The sequence below is a fragment of the Vibrio sp. QJM3NY_27 genome, assembly GCF_057785955.1.
In genome coordinates this window covers 561,263-581,050 of record NZ_CM173512.1, presented here as the reverse complement: position 1 = coordinate 581,050, position 19,788 = coordinate 561,263, and the positions used below count along the sequence as shown (strand labels likewise).

Sequence of the window (19,788 nt, the reverse complement as noted above, 5' to 3'; positions counted from 1 at the left end):
ATTATGGCATTGCGCCTTCCTCCTGCTTGGGCGATTGTCCTTGCAGGGTTAATACTCAACATCATGGCGATTGTCATGTCGAGCTTGGTGTTGGACAAAATTGAAGCGGAGAAATCGGAATACAACGATCGTAAATACGGCAATGTGTACTCGATACAACTTTCCTGGAATACGATCGAAACCTTAGAGCGTAAGCGTGAAGCGATTCTGATTCACCTTGATAAGCTATCCCCAGAAACCGCTCAACCTGCCACTGTTCTTAATGAAGCGCTTCGCGGCCAACTCCGGAGTTGGGTGAGTGATGAGGTGCCAGCCATCTCGTTGGCTAATTTACCTAAGCTTATGATGCTGATAAACAGTGCCCAAGAATCGCAACGAGCACGAATCGATGACTACTATTTGGATAATCTGACCTTAGTTGAGTTAATCCAAAGGCTCGATGAGAAAATGGCTTTCTACAAGAACATCGCCCTGTTTCTTCAGGTGTTTGGTTTAGCGCTTATCTTAGCTCGCGACCTAGCAAGAAGACCTTAGATTATCTAGCACTGTCGCTGCCTGCCTCAATAAACCTGTATAGTTAACGAGACTCACTTGGCAGGTTGGGGTGCTGCTGGCCTTGGTATTTTGGTAGCTGTTCTTTCAGCCCCTTAAACGTGCTCAGCGCACTGCCTATCGATAACTTATTCATCAACCAATTGGGTAATATCCCCCCCGCGTTCGCATATGCGGTGTAGGTAATGTAGGTATTGCCGTTGGTGAGCGGTTGCAGCGTCCAAAGTGCGTCCACATCATAAATTCGAATGTACCCCGACTCTTTTGCCAAATAATTAGATGCATCTTTAATCGACAAGACAAACTGGCCATCCTCAATGCTGTATTTTGAGTAAGTCACCATATCGCGATCTCTAGTAGGCCATGGCGCTTTGAATTGGGTATAGACGATATTTTCATCCTCAGATATCTGCATCAAGACACGACTTTCCGATACGTTATCTATCCAGTTTGGCACGTTCTCGCTGTCTTCCAATAACAGTAAAAAACCAGAATAAGTGGTGGGCGTTTGCATTTGTGCTCGTATCTCTACCAAGCCTTCAATGTGAGGTCTCTTATCAATGATGATGCCATCTTCACTTTTGACGAACTGCCACGGGTTGGCATAAGTCAGTGTTGATAAGGCGCAAAGTCCGAGTGCAAAAATCCTAGGTAATATCATTATTCTTCCATGAAAAGAAAAGCTTATCTTCTAGGAGTATAGAACAGAAATGGGCTTGATTCGTGCTAAAGGCTGACGGGTTTTTCCTGATTTGAGCTGCGCATCGCTATTTATTGTGGTGATGCCAATAGCTGGAGGCTTATTAATATTTGGAACGTCGAAATGAAAACGGAAGCGTTCGGTCGCTTCCGTTTTTATTAATGGGCAATGGATAAAGGTTAAAGTTACTAGGCTAAAACTTGTAGGTTAAAGCTTATAGACTAAAGCTTATAGGCTTCTACGGTTTTGATCGTCGTCCAGTTGCTGTTGGCGTCTTGGATGAACTCTTGCGTATCTTCCAACCATCGTTTTTGTACTGATTTGTCTAAGTTCAGATACAGCTTTCCATCTTCGACTTTCCAAGCGTTAGGGTCGGTCTCAAATTTCTTACCCATAGCCACACCAAAGGCGCAATAGCCACCGTATTGAGGCGCATAAGCTTCAGGGTTGGTGCGGAACTGATCTCGGTTGTCACTGTTTGCGAACTGATAAATAGCGTTCTTATAAGTAGCAGTGAATTCTGATGAACCTTGAACGGCACCAGCATCAGTAAAGTAAGCCACTGGGTCATAGCCTTTGATCGCGATGTCATTGCTATCAACGCTCATGTCGATGTCTGCTGCCATCAGTGAAAAGCTGGTTCCTAGTAACGCGGCCAATAGAGTGATTTTTTGACTGGTCGATTTCATGTGTGACATATCAAGTTCCTTGTCAGTGTTGGTTATCTTGTTTGAAGTAATTTAGCCCACTCGTCCGGTCTATAGAGGGACAAAAGAACTTAAAAGTAAGCGAATCGTTCGGAGGATGCATGGATCTGCTTTCACAATTAATGGAACACTTCTCGATACGTACCGGTGTTTTCTATTCTGGCAATTTGTGCGGAGTGTCGTCATTTAAGCCGCAACAGGGTAAAGAAGGGCATCTTCATGTATTGAGCGCGGGTGAGTTGACCTTGTCTAGCGCGCACACGGAGTACAGGCAACTGTCACAGCCCTGCATTGTTTACCTTCCAAATAGCACACCACATGTGATTGAAGGTGTGGGAGACGGTGCTGAGGTCGTGTGTGCGAATGTCGAATATCGTTCAGGGCAGATGAATCCTTTATTGTCTGCTCTGCCTGACGTGATAGTGATTCCGTTTGCGGATGCACCTAACTTAATGCCAGTGATTGAGGTGCTATTTCGAGAGTCGAGCCAAGAGTCATCGGGGCAACAATATCTAATGGATAAGTTGAGTGACGCCTTGATGGCTTTGATTTTTCGTCATCTCATTGAACAGCAGCAAATTGATCAAGGGGTATTCTCAGCCCTAGCTCATCCACGATTGGCTTCGGTGGTTACGGCCGTTCACCTATTGCCTGCTCGCCACTTTTCGATTGCGGAAATGGCGTCACTGGCCGCGATGTCTCGAACTCAGTTTATTGAAGCGTTCAAACGAGAAGTCGGTGAGACGCCTGGAGATTATGTGCAAAAGTGGCGAGTCTCAGTGGCTCAATCCCTCTTATTGCAAAATAAGCCCATCAACTGGGTTGCTGATGAAGTGGGTTACAGCAGCTATTCGGGGTTTTCACGCGCTTTTCAGCATGTTGCTGGGGTGTCACCGCGCCTTTGGCTAAAGCAAAATGTATCGTGAAACGCTCGGCAACCTTACCCAATATATGGCTATTCGCATCGGGCTGGTCTATGTTTTAGCGGAAATTGTGCAGAGTTTGTTCTTTTCTCAAAAGAGGGTCTAAAAAGGTGGACTTTTTGAGCTTGTCGTAACATCCTGCTCGTCCTATTTTATCTAGACACCAATGAGACGAAGTGCCTGCTGGACATTATTCAGCCTCCCGTATCTCATTAAAGTATTAAGGAGTTCAACTTGAACCTATTTGTAAGAGACCTTACCGTTATCGATTCTTCATACATCTGTGAACACAGAGGGGTCGTAGGAGATAGTTGGATTTTAGATGTCACCATGTCTGGTGAACTTAATGAAATGAGCATGGTGCTGGATTTTAGCAAGGTCAAAAAGCAGATCAAACACCTCGTTGATGAGCACGTTGATCACCGTTTGCTACTGCCGATGCAAAGCGCTGCAGTTGTTCTTCAAGCGAGCAAAGCGGGCTACTCTAAGGTTGATGTGTTGCGTGGTGACAAGAGTCTCTACCTACATTGCCCTGACGAAGCATACTGTCTGATTGATGCAGAGGCGATCACCATCGAGAGTGTGACCGCTCATGTTTATCATATTATGCGTGATAACCTTCCAAGTAACGTCACTGGGTTAGAGATCACCCTACGTCATGAGAACATTAATGGCGCGTTTTACCACTATACCCATGGTTTGAAAAAGCATGATGGCAACTGCCAACGCATCGCACATGGCCACCGTTCTCCAGTCGAAATCTTGGTTGATGGTCAGCGTGACGAACAACGCGAACAGGCGTTTGCTCAGCGCTGGGAAGACATTTATTTAGGTTCTAAAGAAGACCAAGTTTCAGTTTCATCACTTAATCTGAGTGAACACGCGCAAAGCGTTAATGATGAAAGCCACTATGGCTTCCGCTACACGGCGCCTCAAGGTGAATTTGAGCTAGCGATTGCTAAGAGTGAAACAGAGATTTTGCCGACAGATACCACAGTAGAATTACTGGCAGGCTATATTGCGGATCAAGTTGAGCCGAGCCTAGCAGAGAACCAATCACTACAGATCGTCGCTTATGAAGGGGTCGGTAAAGGTGCGATGGCGTTCCTATAGCACCTCACGAGTGAGATAATCTCGGTTCCAATATGATGAAAGAAAGGCAAGATATTAAGTTATCTTGCCTTTCTTTTTTGTGGCTCTTTAAAATTGATTTAGCGGATAGTTTTAGGCATAAAGACTAGCGAAGTAGCACGCGTCGCAGTGGCGTTTTTTCGATCCCAACGACCAACAAGAAACTCAACAATACGGTGCCAAAAAATACCGTAACGTCTTTTGCCAATTCCGTAATGCCTAAGACTCCACAGACATTGAACAACACAATAATGATCAGTAAATGGCTTACGTAGATACCCAGCATACGATTCGAAATGGCACGAACCCAAGCGTAGTTACCCATGTTTGGATTTGCTAAAAGCCACATGAACACGCCCATCCCCCATAGCGCCGTGCCAAACAAGAAATCATTCATGTTGAATCCGACGTCGAACGTGGTGAGCCATGCCGCCTCAGCAAAGTGAATCAACATGCCTAACGCTAATAACCCCCACGCTTTAGTTGATGACACCTTCCATTGATTCTGACGAATAAGGAAACCTAAGGTCACCATTAACGTGCCAAAGAACGGGCCATTACGCGTGAAGAAGGGGGCTTCTAATCCGGTCAGCGTTGCGTAGCTTCCTGCCAAAACACCATAGCCATAGAGCGCTATGGCTATCGGTAATAGAAGTTTGTTGAGCTTCAACTCAACCAATAAAGCGATGACCAACACTGCGCAAACAAGGGCTGGAATAAACCACAAGTGAACCAGCCCACCCTCTAAGAAAGAGTTGAGCGGGGTGTTCATTAAAAAGCCCCAGTAGCCTTGGCGTTCGCCTAAGTAACCCAATTCTTCAACCTTAGCGAGATTAAATGGCATGACTAGGCAGATGACGCTCCATACCAACCAAACTTTGAGTAGTGGTTTGGAGTAGTTGATGAAGGTTGTCCAAGGCGACGCTGTGAGCTTGGGTTGGATCAGATAGCCGGAAATCAGAAAGAACAGAGGCACGGCGAAGCGAGCGACTTGGTTAAGCACATAACCAATCCATGGCACTTCATCGATTTGCCAATAAGTAAGTGCCATTTGGCCGTGTAAGCCAATGATCGCCAAGATAGCAATCACTCGACCCAACTCGATACTGGCGATGCGCTGTGAAGGCGTATGTTGAACGGAAGACATATCAGATCTCTAAGAAAAATTTCGTAAAATCTAACAGTCTTTATGTGGAATCAGTTAGTCCTAAATCAAAGCTGGAGGCCTTTGACTTAAGGCTTATATTGATTTTTTGAAGCCTGTCGCAGCTATATTAAATCCATTGCAGTTAATGCAAATATGCCAAGTGTGCAAGTGATAAGCGAAACGACAGTGGTTAGCGCGATAATATTGGCGGCCAATGTGGAGTTCCCACCCATCGCACGCGCCATAACATAGCTTGCAGCTGCGGTTGGCGCTGCGCTCATCAAGAAAATAAGACCAAGATCTAACCCTCTAAAACCGAAGAACAGGGCAGCTAGAGTGATCAGTAGCGGAGCCAAAACCAGTTTGTATCCCGTAGAGAACCAAGTTGGGCCTTTATCTTTTTTCAGAGAGCGTATATCAAGCGACCCTCCAGTACATAGCAGGGCTAATGGTAACGTCATATTGGCAAAATACTGCCCTGCATCTGTCACCATTTTCGGTACTGGAATCGATAGTAAGTAGAACAAAACACCCATAGCGATCGATATAATAAGAGGGTTTTTGGTGAGAGTTTTAACAATCACTTGAATGGCTTTGTCACCCGACTCTTGACCTTTCGGGGTGAGCGCGATAACTGCCTGAATGTTATAGAGAACCGTCAGCGAGGCGACATAAAGTGCAGCGAGCGCGACACCGTCGTTGCCGTATATATTGGCAACATAAGCAAGCCCGATAATAGCAGTGTTGGCACGAAAGCCACCTTGTACTATGACGCCTTGGTCTTGAGGCTTTTTAAAGGCTATTTTGGTGCTTACTGTGGTGAATACGAAGAAGGCTAGGTTGGCGACTAAGCCAAAAATGACAAGCTTTCCACTTGCGGCAAAGTCGTGGTTAGACTGAACAATGCTCAAAAACAGCATTGCAGGCAGGGTGACTTGAAACACGACCTTGGATGCGACATCAATGAAGTTGTCATTGATTAAGCCGATTCGCTTGAGCATGACACCAAGAAACAGCATTAAACAGATGGGGCCTGTCACCGAAGCCGAAAACGCAAACTGTTCCCAAAGTGTGTTCATTCTCTTTCCCTAGTTATTAAACTCAATAATCGGTTAGCTCAAATTCCTTTGAATACTGTCGCATTTTTCCACAATTCTTTGATAATACAAAATGAATACCAAGGGTTAAGTAAAAAACTTGAAAAAAAGTACGAACGTGCTAAAAATAAAGCATCAGATTTATTATTGGTGAATAATGAGCAAAGGAAAGATAACCAAAGAGTATATTTTGAGCCATGCATTTTCACTTGCGAGTGAGAATGGTCTTGAGAGTTTGACGATTGGCGAATTAGCCAAGCAGTGTGGTATGTCTAAGAGTGGATTGTTTGCGCACTTCAACTCTAAAGAGAACCTGCAACTCTCTGTACTCGAATATTCCAATGCCATATTCACTGAAAGAGTCATCATTCCGGCGAGAGAGTTGGGCGACGGTGATATTGAAGCTAAGCTGAAACAACTGCTCGATAACTGGCTGGGCTGGAACCATTCGTTCCAAGGCAGCTGCATGTTTATTGACGCTTGGAAAGATGCAGGCAGCGAAACCTCTGTGATTCAGAAGGCACTGCAGAAAACCATTTCAGTGTGGATTGACTACTTGACGATTCAGGTAGCAAAAGCGGTTGAGAGCAAACAATTCAGAGCCGATTTAGACCCGAAACAGGCAACCTTCGAGTTGTACGGTCTCTACTTAAGCGCGAACTTGTTCTACTCATTACGAGGCCAACAAGCCAGCCACACGCATTTTTGGAGTGGTGTAGAGCGCTTGGTAGCCAGTTGGAAAGCGGTTTAATACATACAGCAGGTTAACTCGCAAATCATGTGAGTCTTGCTGAAGTAAGGTTTACAACAAAATTTTAGATAAGTGGTGGTAAGCGATGATAAATCGCAGTAGCGCCATTTTTTATATCAACAAATAGCACGGTCGTTCGATTTTTAGGGCCGAGCTCGATCCGCCAATAATGATGGCGATACAAGGAACGGTCATGAGTGACAAAATCTATTTCAATACATCGAACAAATTTAGCTTCAAGCGCAGCTTAATTGGCGCAACAACTAATTTGCACTACATTTTAGCGCCAAGTCATGCAAAGAAAACGGCACGTAAACTGCTGCTCACTCCGATGCGTACCGAGCAAAAAAATGCAGATCCGCAAGGGCTTATCAAGAGTGAAATCGAAGGTCGTGATGGCGTTATAAAAACGTATTCTCTGGGTACTGGTCCAGTTTGGGTGCTTACCCACGGTTGGTCAGGCACCGCGAGTCAGTTCTTTCCTTTAATGGAACACATCGCTGCTAAAGGCTTTACTGCAATGGCTTACGACCACCCTGCTCATGGTGGCAGTGATGGCGTACATGGTCATATCCCAGCGTTTGTGAATGGTTTGGAAGCTGTTCTCGATTCGGTGGGTGAAGTGGCAGGTTTGGTCGGTCACAGCATGGGTACCGCTTCTGCGTTGGAATGTAAGCACGTTAAATTGGAAAGCAAGCCGTTATTGCTCATTGCACCTGTGTTGGATTATCTAGAAAACCTATTTGGCAGCGTTGCGCGTTCTGGTTACTCAATGAAGCTGTTTGAGGCGGTAGTAGGTGAAGTGGAAGAGCAGTTTAATTACCCAATTCAGTCTGTCGATCCTTATGGAAAGCTGGCGCTTCGTGAGTCTCAGACGATCATTGTTCATGATGAGCAAGACAAGTTTACTAAGTTTGATGTGTCTCAGCGTGCAGCTAATGAAATGGGTCGAGTTACCTTGATTGCGACTCAAGGCCAAGGTCACGGGCGAGTGATGAAGTGCCCACAAGTATTCGAGAGCTTTGATAACTTAATTGGCTAAGTCCAACGATCGCAAGTCAGTAGAACACCAATAAAAAGATCGTAAGCCCAAAGCTCAGAAAACATAAATAAAAAGGCCAACCAGACATTATCTGGTTGGCCTTGCTTTTAGGTGTTTAGTCGACGCTTAGTTAGCGTTTAGCTAAACCCTATTTTTAGCTTGCACAGTTTGCAGGGCCGATCTCTTTCCACACGCCCCATTGGCCTGTCGTTGTTGGATCTTCACCTGTTGTCCACCACTTCGCTTCCCAAACCTTACCGCCTTGAGTCACTTGGTCGCCGCCAGTGTAGACCGCACTTGAATCCCAAGCGTTAGTACACGTACCGCCGCCTGTGGTTTTCTTAAGAACGTTCACTGAAGTAGCCGCTACCGATGTATCAGTGCCATCGCTGACCGTTACAGAGAAGTTCAGCGTCGTATCTTGCGTGTATTCCGCCGCGACAAAGCTCACTGAAGAACCTTGAACCGTAGCATCAATACCAGCAGGCACATCCCACGTGAAGGTCAATGTATCTTGGTCAGCATCGCTCGAAGCCGAAGCATCAACCACGACTACATCACCCGCATTAACTTCAGACGGAGCCGTAACCACAGCAACTGGTGCTGTATTGACTGGGCCTGTGTCTTTAGGAGTTACCGTTACAACAACGGTGTCAGTTGCAGTAGCACCTTCGTTGTCAGTTACCGTTAGGCTGAACGTGAGTACTTCTTGTTGAGCGACTTCAACCACATCGAAGCTTGCAACTGCAGCATTGGCGTTGGCCAGAGTTACGGCTGTTCCGCTTACTTGTGACCAAGCGTAGCTTGCAATCGTGCCGTCGCTGTCTTTTGAAACGCTACCGTCTAGAGAAACAGAAGCTGGGCCTTCAACCGATTGGTCTGCGCCCGCTGCTGCGGTTGGTTTACGGTTTACAGGGTCAGTAGTTCCACCTGCTAGACCTTCATGCATCGCATTCAGGATATCGCCGTTATCCGCATCAATTTCCCAAGAGAATAAACCCGCAAGACCAAGGCTACGAACGTATGCGCCTTTTGCTTTTACTGAGCGGTCATCATCAAATGTGATCAGCTTGCCCGAAGTACGGTTCCAAACGTAAGGCGCTTCTGCCATTTCGTCGTAACCATATTCAAAGCCGTTGATGCCTTGGTTGTTTGCACCAAGCATGTTCGCTTTAATGCCTTTGTAATCGATAACGCCATCTTCCCATACACCCTGAGCAGAGCTGCCGGTCAGTTTGCCATTACCTACGCCAGTCATTGGATCATTAGGATCTGAAAGTGATGATGGTAATACGCCTTCCCAACCACGGCCGTACATCGCTGTACCAACCACAAGTTTGTTCGCAGGAACGCCTTGCTCAAGCAGCAATTGGATGCCGTTGTCTGTGGTGTAAGCTGGGCCAGTGTATTGTTCGCCATTTTCATCAAGGCCTGTGCCATCACATTGACCAGGGCGCATGAAGTTACCGCAGTTTAGTGCTGTTTGGTGACCTAACACGTTGTTCCAACCGCCGTAGAAGTCGTAAGTCATTGCGAAGATGTAATCCATGTATTGGATAGCATCGCCGTAGTTCACGTCTTCAATCTTGTCGTGACCAACACCGATCGCAGATGTGAGCTCGTAAGTACGACCGTTTTCCGCTTCTAGCTCATCCAACATAACGCGCAGTTCTGCCATCAATGCAATGTAAGCAGGGCCGTCATTCACAGGGTCACCAAGATCGGGAGCAGCACCGCCTCCACCAGGGAATTCCCAATCGATATCGACACCGTCGTAGAATTTCCATGTGTTGAGGAATTTCTTAACCGATGCAACGAACGTGTCGCGGTTGGCTTTAGTCGTGAAATCGAAGAACGGGTCAGACAGTGTCCAACCACCAATTGATGGGATGATTTTCAAGTCTGGATTGCGCTGTTTTAGCGCCATCATCATTGCGTAGTTACCCTTGATAGGTGAGCTGTATTCGTGACCAGCTTGCGGGAAACTCTTTTGGAAAGCGGCCCAAGGGTCATGAATCACCACTTCGTAATCGTTTACACCCTGACAGGCTGTCATGAGTGCGTTGTAGCTGTTGCCGCCTACCGATTTTACTGATTCATTAGGACCACAAATTGGGATGAAGCCATAAAGGATATGGGTCAAGTTGTCAGCGGGTAGGTTATCAACGGTGTAATCACGACCATAAATACCCCACTCAACAAAGTAAGTACCTACTACCGTGCTTGGGTCTGTATTGTATGACTTGTTGTTCGGATCAACATTCATTGCAAGTGGTGCTAAGTGTGAACCATCGGTATCTGCAATCGTGATCTGAGCAGGAGCACTTTTGGCGCAGCCTGTTTCGTCACACGCTTCGATTTCCATCTGAAATAAGCCGCCTTGGCCGTATTCGAATGAAGCTGTAGTTTGGCTGCCAGTAATAGGGCCAGTGGCCACTTTAACGCCATCGAAGTAGATGTTGTACGTGTTTCCTGACGTTCCGCTCCATTGGTTGAACTTGACGTCGACCTTTGCTTTGTCGTGATATTTAACCATCTGGTTGTAGCCTGATGTGGTTTCCATCGCGAGTTCAATTTTGGAAAACTGCAGGTTGTTGGAACCGTACATGTCGATGCTAGGTGCTGTTGGAGCAGCTAATGCTGTACCAGATAGCGCTAGAGCAATGCTCGCAGCACAGGTATTTATACGAATCATACTTTTTCTCTCATTCCTTGAAGGTTACGAGAACCAAATGGCCCCATAAACGGCTCCAGTCAGTTTTGAAGGAGCTTCCCAGTCAGTATTCGAGAGAGTTTTAATTTTATAACTGAAAATAAATCCGTTTTCGATGGACAACTAAAAAATAGTATCTCGTTACAATTCTGTTGCTTAATGAGTGAGAGGCTGAGTCCATGTTTTATAAAATAAAATGCCCTTCAGAAGTAAAATCTCATAAGTGAAAATCCACGACATGAAGTTATGAAAAGATGCGACAAACGATAAGAAAATATCGCAAGTTGAAGCAGTATCACAAAGCGAAGTGTGTTGAGTGAGCGGCGCAGATCGGTAGGTAAATATGAAAGTAGTGATGCGGAGAATACTTTTTACGGAGAAGACTATTTACGGAGAAGACTATTATTTAGACGACTGAAGAAGACTGAGAAGGGGATTATCTTTTGAATTGCTCAGCTAAGGAAGCGCGTCTTTGTTGCATAACACTGTGGGTATCACCAGCTGCAGTATCTTCGTAGCCTTCTTTAATAAATTGCTGAGATGGTACGCTTGGCTCTAGTCGCTTCAAGCGAGGAGAATCGTAAGTTCCACTGATGGTGTAAACGGTGGTTCCAGAGCCTGTGCTGATCGTGACAATCTTGCCATCAAAATCAAACGAGGTAGCAATGAGGCGATGATTCATCATCACACCATTATCTGAAAGTGTCAGGGTATCAGTATTGTAAGGTGGTGCTGCAATCTCTATCCATGTGCCATAGACATTACTTGGGCTGACAGATTGTTGGTGGGCTTGGTAAGCAAAATAGCCCGCGGTGAGGGCAATCATAAAACCAGCTAATAGGAAGCTGTAGAGTAACGAGTTGGCAAATAAATCTCTGCTTTTGATCGACTTTTTTGCCATTATCTCTTCATTTTCCCACTGATATTATTTTAGATTCTATTAACTAAAACCTTAGTTTGCAAAAATTGTTATAAGAGTTAGAAGCAGGATCGAATGTTCCAATAAATTTGGTTGCGTTGGCGATTTTTTGCCTGATTCCTTGGTATTTACGTTATCAATGAAAGTGAATTCAAGAAATGCCTAAGCTATGCGTATTTATTTCTTGTAGGACAGTCTCGAATTGGTTAAAACAATTATCACCTAGATTTACGCATAGGCTCATTCGTTGAGTCCAATAATTGCAATTTGAAGATAACAAGGAAGTACAATGATTAAAGAGAATACATACTTTGATGGTGGCGTTAAGTCGTTAGCGTTTAACCAAGCTGGCGCTGATGTGAGTGTTGGTGTGATGGCGGCTGGCGAATACACATTCGGTACCGCGGCTCCAGAGAAGATGACCGTTGTTAAAGGTGCTTTAATTGTAAAGCGTGTTGGCGATGATGACTGGACGACATACCAATCTGGTGAGTCTTTTGACGTTGCGGGTGATTCTTCATTCGACCTACAGGTAAAAGAAGCGACAGCTTACCTGTGTGAGTACCTGTAACTCGCTCTAAATTCGTTTAATCAGGACATCGTTGGTCTCTGATTTAATAGAAAAAAACCACGCTCTAAGAGCGTGGTTAAATAAGTGATAGTAACCGGCAGTGGATAGTGTCACTTGTTTTTGCAGTCATCAAATGGATGACCAAATCGTTGTTCGTTGCAAAATATCTTCAATCTTCAATCTTCAATCTTCAATTCAAATCTCAAAGCTCAAAGACAGACATCTGTAAATCAGTAAGTCTCAAATACGCCGTTGTTGTAATCCTGAATCGTCTGTTCAATCTCTTCCATTGAATTCATGACGAACGGACCATAGTGCACAACAGGTTCATTAATCGGCTGACCAGAAAAAATCAGTACACCTGAATCTTCTAGGCTTTCTAAAGACAACAATTCAGCTTTTGTTAACAGGGCAAGCTGACCTTGCTTGATCACTTTGTCGTTGATCTTAATACTGCCTCGGTACACATAAGTCATGGCATTGTGATTAACATTAGTCCCTAACGTCACTTTTTGCCCAGAATGAGAGCGCCAATCCGCAACGCTTAATGGCACACCTGTTTTCTGCAATGGACCTTGCGCTCGTAAAGCCTCTGAATCATCGTTAGTTTGGTTATGCAGTTCAAACCCACCGGCTATCACTCTCAATAAACCACGTTGTTCACTTTGGTGTTCTGTAATGCTTTCACTCTGGAAGTCGTGATATTGCGCGGGCAGCATTTTGTGTGACGCAGGCTGGTTTATCCAAATCTGAAAACCGTGCAGTGCGCCTTCTTCCATCATCGGCATTTCGCTGTGAATAACACCACGACCCGCAGCCATCCACTGTGCGCCACCGCTGCGTAGCTCTCCAATATTCCCCATGTGGTCTTTGTGTTGGAAGTGACCTTGGAGCATGTAAGTGAGCGTTTCTATCCCACGGTGAGGGTGTGGAGGAAAGCCACCAACATAGTCTTTGCTTTCATCCGACTTAAGTTCATCAATCATCAAAAATGGAGAGAAACGCGTGTTATTGAAACCAGCGAGTCTTTGGATTTTGACGCCATCACCATCGGAGGTAGCATGTGCTGCAATCACATGATCTACTGTTCTTACACTCGTCATTTTGAAATCCTCATAAACTTGAATAGCTGTAGTTTATGTAATTCGATTTAAAAAGAAGATGGCATAGCGTTGAGTGACTTATTCGAAAATTTTGAACAGGTAACAATAATTTTGAACAGGTAACAATATGAAATTATGTCTATACTCAATATAGAGTAGACCGCCAAGGAGGCCGCTATGGCAGTACAGCAAAAACATGGCGAAAGGCAAGGTCGGATGGGCTTTGATAACGACTTTACAACGGAGCAAGGGCAGCGTTTTACCGAGGTTGCGAACAGCGCTGTTAAACGTCGCGTGAAAAAACGTGAGATTGAAGCACCGTTTATTCAGTCGGCTAAGCAAGCTGCTTTTAAAACGGTAGTGAGACCTAGAGGCAATAACCCAAACCGAACACGACAAGTCGTATGGATTATTGTGATCGGGTTAGTGAGCCTATGGCTTATGTATATGGCAGGTTAGCGCGCTTAGCAGTAAGCGATGTCAATGGTTAACGTTGACGCGTTTTTAACAGCGTAACATTGTTCCCTTCGACTTTTGCTTCAAGACAATCTTCAAGCTCAGATGAATCCGATTCTGAGAAGGTGAGATTCGTCGGTAGTTCTTCTATCAAGGACGATACTGGATTGTCGTGATAATAAGCGTATCGGTTTTTTCCTGAGTGCTTAGCGACATACATCGCTTTATCAGCACATCTCGTCAGTTCATGTAATTCTTGAGCATCTTGCGGATACAAAGACACCCCAACACTGAGCGTCAACTCCTTTATTCTCTCGTTTGTCTGGCAACCACTTTCGAATAACCCACAAATCCTATCTAAAATACCGTCTAGATCTTTACGAGTTGGTACATCGTAGAGCATCAAAACAAACTCGTCGCCAGCAAAGCGCGCAATCGAATAATCGTATTCATGGCTTTTTCTGTCTCTGGTTCGAATGTTGTTGCTCAAGCGATTAGCAAAGTGCTGTAAGACACTGTCTCCTACGTCGTGCCCGTAGCTGTCGTTAATACCTTTAAAGTCATCAATATCTAAGAAGACCAATGCCGTAAGTGATCGCTCACTATCCACTGTCGCAAGCTTTTCTACCGCCCAGCGCTCAAAACTCCAGCGGTTTGCCAATCCGGTAAGTTGGTCTCTGTAGGCGAGATCTTCAATGCCTTCTTTATACAGGCGTTGGATGTAACTGACGGCTTTTGTGTAGTAATAAGCGGATGTGTGACACACCAAGCTCATGGTAAACAGGCTAAGAATAAATCTGTGTGTGTTGTTAAATGGCAAAGAAAAGTTGTTGGGCATCGCCGTAATTAAGATGCTGATAAATAGGCAAAATGAGGTGCTGAAGACAATGCCAATTCTGAAATCGTTAATGAAAATGACGGCTGCCAGAATCGGATAGAGCCAAAGTATCCGGTCGGGAATAGCGTGACTATACAAGAATAGGATAACCCCTTGTACTAGAAGAACGCCACTCAGAATCAATTCTGAATATTCAGGGTTAATGACTTTTCTTACGTAAAATGCATTGGAGATAGCGATCAGTGCAAAACACAATTCGAAAACCGATAGTGTGTAATGTTGGCCTTGGAAGTAAGCCCAAGTGTAGAAAATGAATAACGCAGCGGCAGTCAGTGAAAAGGAGTGGACAATCTTTTGCTTGCGGGTGGATCGTATGTCCGCCATTTCTTCTAGATGTCTGCCGACCAGCCTTTTCATGTGATTTGTGCCAAAGATTTTGATAATGAAGTTAATAGTAGATTAAATAATAAGCTATGCGGATACTTAGATGGCTATTTAGTGTGATTATTATCAAGGTTTTATATTAAAAACACCCAACCGATAGTAAATAGTGATGCGTATCACTGACGGCGCAAGCTTGTCCGAGAGGGAGGATAATCAAGGTTCGAGTTGGCAAAAGCGATTTAGTTATTATCCACTTGCTTTCCAATGATTTACTCAACATAGTTTGTAGATAGCTAAATGTTTATAGATACCTAAATTTGATAGAGGCTCATTATGTTAATTACCTTTAGTTGCAAGGCTCATGCTAGCGTCACGATGTTTGGTGAGGTCGGTCTTCAGTTCATTAAGATGCTTGGACATAGTGGCGCGATCCCAGGAGCGATTGATGCTTCAGAGGTTCCTCAAGCGCTAAACAACTTACGTGCTGCGATCGCCGCTGAGCAGAGCAAACCGGTAGAGCAAGAAAATGCTGATGACGACAGTGAAGAAGAGGTTGTTGAAGCGCCTGTTAAGATCGGTAGCCGAGCTTTTCCGCTAGTCGAACTATTGAAAGCGGCAATCAAGGATGAATGCGAAGTGATGTGGGAAGACGGCAGCGGTAAACGACTGTAGTACGATTCGCGCAAAACACGTAATAAGCCTATTGAATCTATTTTAATAGGAATGAATGTTGAGCCAGTATTGATCATGTCATGGAGTTTGATGGTGATGAATCGACACTGGCGCTTTTTTTAGGCGAAGTGTGTCACTTGTGTCTGTTCGTTTACAAAGTTCATCAGCCTTGAAATGAGTTACTTTTGTTATCGTAATATCAATACATAACAGACCGTAAACAAAGTGATGCTGTTCACGCTTTCTTGACTCCCAATTCTGAACTAGGAATTTTTCTTAGTTATTCTAAGACCCTCTCTCATGCGGTCGATTTTTAGACTCTTTATTATTTCACGGTCAACTAACAAAGAATGCATGGTCGCAATTATGCCGTGCAGACCTCATAAATAATAAGAGAGTTCACAATGTTAAAGTTCCTAGATCAGGTTCGAAAACCGACACTGGATCTTCCGGTCGAAACTAGAAGAAAAATGTGGTTTAAACCCTTCCTACAATCTTACCTAGTCGTGTTCATTGGTTATCTAACCATGTATTTGATCCGTAAGAACTTCAATGTCGCGCAAAACGACATGATTTCTACTTATGGGTTATCAATGACGGATCTAGGTCTTATCGGTCTTGGTTTCTCAATCACTTATGGTATCGGTAAAACCGTCGTTTCTTATTACGCCGATGGTAAAAACACCAAGCAGTTCCTACCATTCATGCTTGTCCTTTCTGGTATTGCCATGTTGGGCTTCAGCTTCAGTATGGGTGGCGGCAGCGCTAGCTTATTCATGATGGTTGCCTTCTACGCATTGAGTGGTTTCTTCCAAAGTACGGGTGGCCCTTCAAGTTACTCAACGATCACTAAATGGACGCCTCGTAACAAGCGTGGTTCGTATTTAGGTCTTTGGAATATGTCACACAACGTGGGTGGTGCTGGTGCTGCTGGTGTTGCTCTGTTTGGTGCGAATTACCTATTTGATGGCAACGTAATTGGTATGTTCGTTTTCCCATCTATCATCGCGATTGTGGTGGGTTTTATTGGCATGCGTTTTGGTAATGATTCTCCAGAAGCATACGGTCTAGGTACGGTTGAAGAGTTGTTTGATGAAGAAATTAGCGAAGAAGATACTATCGCTGAAGAAAATCAAATGACCAAGAAAGAGATCTTTGTTGAATACATTCTAAAAAACAAAGTGATCTGGTTGCTCTGCTTCGCGAATATCTTTTTATACATTGTTCGTATCGGTATCGATCAATGGTCTACCGTTTACGCGTATCAAGAGCTAGGTCTATCAAAAGAAACGGCGATTTCAGGCTTTACTCTTTTTGAAGTCGGCGCACTGGTTGGCACATTGATGTGGGGTTATTTATCAGACCTTGCGAACGGGCGCCGTGCTTTAGTTGCTTGTGTATCGCTTGGACTGATTATTGTCTCTCTAGAGTTCTACCAAAATGCAACGAGCGAGTTCATGTACCTAGCATCACTGTTCGTACTTGGCTTCCTAGTGTTCGGTCCTCAACTGTTGATTGGTGTTGCTGCGGTAGGTTTTGTACCTAAGAAAGCAATCAGTGTTGCTGACGGCGTGAAAGGTACATTTGCTTACCTAATTGGTGACAGCTTTGCCAAACTTGGCCTCGGTATGATTGCGGATGGCACACCTATTTTCGGCTTAACGGGTTGGAAAGGCACATTCGCAGCATTGGATACCTCTGCTGCTATTTGTATTGTTTTGCTGCTATTCGTTGCGGTTGCGGAAGAGAAGAAGATTCGTCACGCGAAGAAGATGCACCTAGCGGCTCAAAACGCCTAGCGAGTTTTCGTAAATAGAGTTTCGGGTAGTTAGTCTCACGTGCTTTATTTGATTAAAGCACGTGAGATCATACCAATCGCTAGTTCGATTCAGTATCATCTCTATCAATAAACTTAATATCAAATAGCTCCTGTCGGGGCTATTTTTCTTTCTTACTCCTAATTTTGGTTAATATCATGATTAATGTTGCGCTTGTTGATGACCACGTCATTGTTCGTTCGGGCTTTGCTCAGTTACTCAGTCTTGAAACTGATATTACGGTCGTGGGTGAATTCAACTCTGCGGCAGAAGCGCGCCTCGGATTGCCAAGTTGTCACCCTGATGTCGTTATCTTGGATATTTCAATGCAGGATGAAAGTGGCTTGAGCTTATTGGAAGAAATTCCATCAGGCATTGCCAGTATCATGCTGAGCGTACATGACTCTCCGGCGATGGTTGAGAAGTCATTAGAGTTAGGAGCCAAAGGTTATCTCAGCAAGCGCTGCAGCCCAGATGAGTTAATCCAAGCCGTACATACGAGCGCAAATGGTGGCTGTTATCTCACGCCTGATATCGCTATAAAGCTTGCGACACCAATGAAGAATAAAGCCTCTTTAAATCAACTCACCCGTCGAGAAAGCGAAGTGTGCCAGTTATTGGCAACAGGGCTCGATGTGAAATCTATCGCCGTTGAGTTAGGAGTTAGTCATAAAACGGTTCATGTACACCGTGCCAATGCCATGGACAAACTCAATGTTAAGAACAACGTTGAGTTAGCCAAATTGTTCACTCAAGATCAGTACTAATGCGCTCCTATCTAGCCACCTCCCTATGTGGGGTTTTTATGGCTGGCTGCGCATGGTTTTGTTTATGGGTTATTGCCTTTTATTTCATTAATGACCCTGAGTTAGCCATTCTGCTTTTTCCATTCTCACTCAGGTTAGGAATGACGCTGCACACTCGCACTCACTATTGGCCTGCTATCTATATTGCAGAGTGGGGGCTCGCGATCGCCCTAGCTCTATTACTGGATGAACCCCAATGGCTGACGATACTAATCGCCAGTGGACTAAGTATTCCAGCTACTCTAATTGCCAAACGTTATTATTCTGGTGACCAGAATCGTCACTTGTTAGTGATGGCGAGCTTAATCATGGTCACCGCATCAATTAACGTTGCCGTGGTGGGTTCTCATGTTCCAGCCGTTTACATGGTGTGGTTAGCGAGTATCACGGGTGGACTGATGCTGGTGCCTATGTGTTATCTGGTCTGGAACTATCTATTCCAAAATAAGTGGGCGCCACTGAGCTCTTACTTAATCCATAATATTGTAGAGTTCAAAATCCATCACATCGCTTTATACAGTGTGTTGCTGGTGGCCAGTATTTTGATACAAACCAGTTTGCCTGATGAACTAAGGCGCTTCGCCCCATTCTGTATGGCTATCCCTATTATCTTGCTGGCCGTTCGTTACGGATGGCAAGGCGCTTTGCTCGCGACCCTGTTAAACAGTGTTGCGCTGATTGCTGCTCATAGCGGAACGTCAAAACTTGAAATTACCGATTTACTCTTATCTCTTTCCGCTCAAACCATCACTGGTATATTGCTGGGTCTTGCAGTTCAAAAGCAAAAAGATCTCAATTCGAAATTGCGCAGTGAGCTCTCCAGGAATCAAAATCTTTCACGTCAGTTAATCACGGCTGAAGAATCGGTTCGTCGTGACATTGCTCGTGAGCTACACGATGAAATCGGTCAAAACATCACGGCAATTCGCACTCAAGCAAGCATTATTAAGCGTGTCGACGCGGCTGAGATGAGCGTTCGTTGTGCGGGCACGATTGAGTCGTTGTCTTTGAATGTTTATGACACCACCAAACGCCTACTCACAAAACTAAGACCTAAGATGTTGGACGATCTTGACCTAAAAGATTCTGTGGAACAGCTTATTCGAGAGATGGAGTTTTCGGATCACGGCGTTGATATCCAGTTAAATTGGCAAGGTGATTACTCGTGTTTGAGTGACACGCTCAAGGTCACTCTCTTCCGACTGTGCCAAGAATCCTTAAACAATGCCCATAAATACGCCGGTGCGAGCGAGATTAAAATTGAACTGATTCTAGATGATCAGGCTTATCTTCGGATCTCAGACAATGGCGTTGGTTTTACAGCGCAAGACCTTCTCAAAGGAATGGGGGTTCGTGGTATGCAAGAGCGTGTTCAGGCGCTCGGTGGCAAGATGACAATCAACGCTAATGGCTCATCTTCGGGTACCAATATCAGCGTTACATTACCTAAAGTGTGAGA

At 44.7% G+C, this 19,788-nt stretch carries 19 protein-coding genes; 11 read left to right on the top strand and 8 right to left on the bottom strand.

Annotated features, from left to right (window positions below):
* Positions 1–3 precede the first annotated feature (3 nt).
* A complete protein-coding gene (locus tag AC3CIA_RS18465) occupies positions 4–534 on the top strand; it encodes a DNA mismatch repair protein (RefSeq protein ID WP_237298744.1) in 531 nt (176 codons plus the stop codon).
* Between the two features lie 43 nt (positions 535–577).
* Here the strand turns inward: AC3CIA_RS18465 and AC3CIA_RS18460 are convergent, their stop codons facing one another.
* Together AC3CIA_RS18460 and AC3CIA_RS18455 are read right to left on the bottom strand one after the other, a co-directional pair.
* Positions 578–1,213, bottom strand: a complete 636-nt coding sequence (locus AC3CIA_RS18460) for an START domain-containing protein (protein WP_488519473.1) — start codon at positions 1,211–1,213, stop codon at positions 578–580.
* A 260-nt stretch (positions 1,214–1,473) separates the two neighbouring features.
* Positions 1,474–1,950: a YHS domain-containing (seleno)protein gene (locus AC3CIA_RS18455; protein ID WP_017077045.1), complete on the bottom strand. Its 477-nt coding sequence runs from the start codon at positions 1,948–1,950 to the stop codon at positions 1,474–1,476.
* A 110-nt stretch (positions 1,951–2,060) separates the two neighbouring features.
* On the opposite strand from AC3CIA_RS18455, the gene AC3CIA_RS18450 reads away from it, so the two are divergent.
* Positions 2,061–2,885 carry an AraC family transcriptional regulator gene (locus AC3CIA_RS18450; RefSeq protein WP_237290027.1) on the top strand — a complete coding sequence of 275 codons (825 nt, stop codon included), beginning with the start codon at positions 2,061–2,063 and terminating at the stop codon, positions 2,883–2,885.
* A gap of 231 nt (positions 2,886–3,116) precedes the next feature.
* Positions 3,117–3,995 (top strand): 6-carboxytetrahydropterin synthase, encoded by an 879-nt coding sequence (locus AC3CIA_RS18445; protein ID WP_488519472.1) that lies wholly within the window; start codon positions 3,117–3,119, stop codon positions 3,993–3,995.
* Positions 3,996–4,119: 124 nt separating this feature from the next.
* Here the strand turns inward: AC3CIA_RS18445 and AC3CIA_RS18440 are convergent, their stop codons facing one another.
* Together AC3CIA_RS18440 and AC3CIA_RS18435 are read right to left on the bottom strand one after the other, a co-directional pair.
* Entirely contained in the window at positions 4,120–5,160 is a 1,041-nt protein-coding gene (locus tag AC3CIA_RS18440; protein WP_237290029.1) for an acyltransferase, read from the bottom strand.
* 122 nt (positions 5,161–5,282) lie between these two features.
* Complete coding sequence (locus tag AC3CIA_RS18435) at positions 5,283–6,239, bottom strand: AEC family transporter (protein ID WP_054546121.1); 957 nt, start codon at positions 6,237–6,239, stop codon at positions 5,283–5,285.
* A 175-nt stretch (positions 6,240–6,414) separates the two neighbouring features.
* Here AC3CIA_RS18435 and AC3CIA_RS18430 point away from each other — a divergent pair, with 175 nt between their 5' ends.
* Both AC3CIA_RS18430 and AC3CIA_RS18425 read left to right on the top strand, forming a co-directional pair.
* On the top strand, positions 6,415–7,008 hold the full coding sequence (locus AC3CIA_RS18430) for a TetR/AcrR family transcriptional regulator (protein WP_054546122.1): 594 nt from the start codon (positions 6,415–6,417) through the stop codon (positions 7,006–7,008).
* A 193-nt stretch (positions 7,009–7,201) separates the two neighbouring features.
* Complete coding sequence (locus tag AC3CIA_RS18425; RefSeq protein ID WP_237290032.1) at positions 7,202–8,050, top strand: alpha/beta hydrolase; 849 nt, start codon at positions 7,202–7,204, stop codon at positions 8,048–8,050.
* A 154-nt stretch (positions 8,051–8,204) separates the two neighbouring features.
* Here the strand turns inward: AC3CIA_RS18425 and AC3CIA_RS18420 are convergent, their stop codons facing one another.
* A complete protein-coding gene (locus AC3CIA_RS18420) occupies positions 8,205–10,745 on the bottom strand; it encodes a glycosyl hydrolase family 18 protein (protein WP_372244740.1) in 2,541 nt (846 codons plus the stop codon).
* Positions 10,746–11,199: 454 nt separating this feature from the next.
* Positions 11,200–11,664, bottom strand: coding sequence for a DUF2850 domain-containing protein (locus tag AC3CIA_RS18415; protein WP_004732753.1), 465 nt, complete (start codon positions 11,662–11,664; stop codon positions 11,200–11,202).
* Positions 11,665–11,971: 307 nt separating this feature from the next.
* On the opposite strand from AC3CIA_RS18415, the gene ppnP reads away from it, so the two are divergent.
* Positions 11,972–12,253, top strand: coding sequence for a pyrimidine/purine nucleoside phosphorylase (gene ppnP, locus AC3CIA_RS18410; RefSeq protein ID WP_054546124.1), 282 nt, complete (start codon positions 11,972–11,974; stop codon positions 12,251–12,253).
* Between the two features lie 230 nt (positions 12,254–12,483).
* On the opposite strand, the gene AC3CIA_RS18405 is transcribed toward ppnP, so the two are convergent.
* Positions 12,484–13,356, bottom strand: coding sequence for a pirin family protein (locus AC3CIA_RS18405; RefSeq protein WP_488519471.1), 873 nt, complete (start codon positions 13,354–13,356; stop codon positions 12,484–12,486).
* Positions 13,357–13,533: 177 nt separating this feature from the next.
* Here AC3CIA_RS18405 and AC3CIA_RS18400 point away from each other — a divergent pair, with 177 nt between their 5' ends.
* On the top strand, positions 13,534–13,815 hold the full coding sequence (locus AC3CIA_RS18400; RefSeq protein WP_054546126.1) for a hypothetical protein: 282 nt from the start codon (positions 13,534–13,536) through the stop codon (positions 13,813–13,815).
* A 28-nt stretch (positions 13,816–13,843) separates the two neighbouring features.
* Here AC3CIA_RS18400 and AC3CIA_RS18395 read toward each other — a convergent pair whose 3' ends face one another.
* A complete protein-coding gene (locus AC3CIA_RS18395) occupies positions 13,844–15,034 on the bottom strand; it encodes a GGDEF domain-containing protein (protein ID WP_488519639.1) in 1,191 nt (396 codons plus the stop codon).
* Between the two features lie 333 nt (positions 15,035–15,367).
* Here AC3CIA_RS18395 and AC3CIA_RS18390 point away from each other — a divergent pair, with 333 nt between their 5' ends.
* The 4 genes from AC3CIA_RS18390 (at position 15,368) to uhpB (ending at position 19,786) form a co-directional block, all read left to right on the top strand.
* Entirely contained in the window at positions 15,368–15,706 is a 339-nt protein-coding gene (locus tag AC3CIA_RS18390; protein ID WP_488519470.1) for a DUF1840 domain-containing protein, read from the top strand.
* 404 nt (positions 15,707–16,110) lie between these two features.
* Positions 16,111–17,505 (top strand): hexose-6-phosphate:phosphate antiporter UhpT, encoded by a 1,395-nt coding sequence (uhpT, locus tag AC3CIA_RS18385; protein ID WP_004732760.1) that lies wholly within the window; start codon positions 16,111–16,113, stop codon positions 17,503–17,505.
* Positions 17,506–17,681: 176 nt separating this feature from the next.
* Positions 17,682–18,290, top strand: a complete 609-nt coding sequence (gene uhpA, locus AC3CIA_RS18380) for a response regulator transcription factor UhpA (protein ID WP_004732761.1) — start codon at positions 17,682–17,684, stop codon at positions 18,288–18,290.
* Positions 18,290–19,786, top strand: coding sequence for a signal transduction histidine-protein kinase/phosphatase UhpB (gene uhpB / locus AC3CIA_RS18375; protein WP_488519469.1), 1,497 nt, complete (start codon positions 18,290–18,292; stop codon positions 19,784–19,786). The genes uhpA and uhpB overlap by 1 nt, the downstream gene beginning before the upstream one ends.
* The last annotated feature ends 2 nt before the right edge of the window (positions 19,787–19,788 follow it).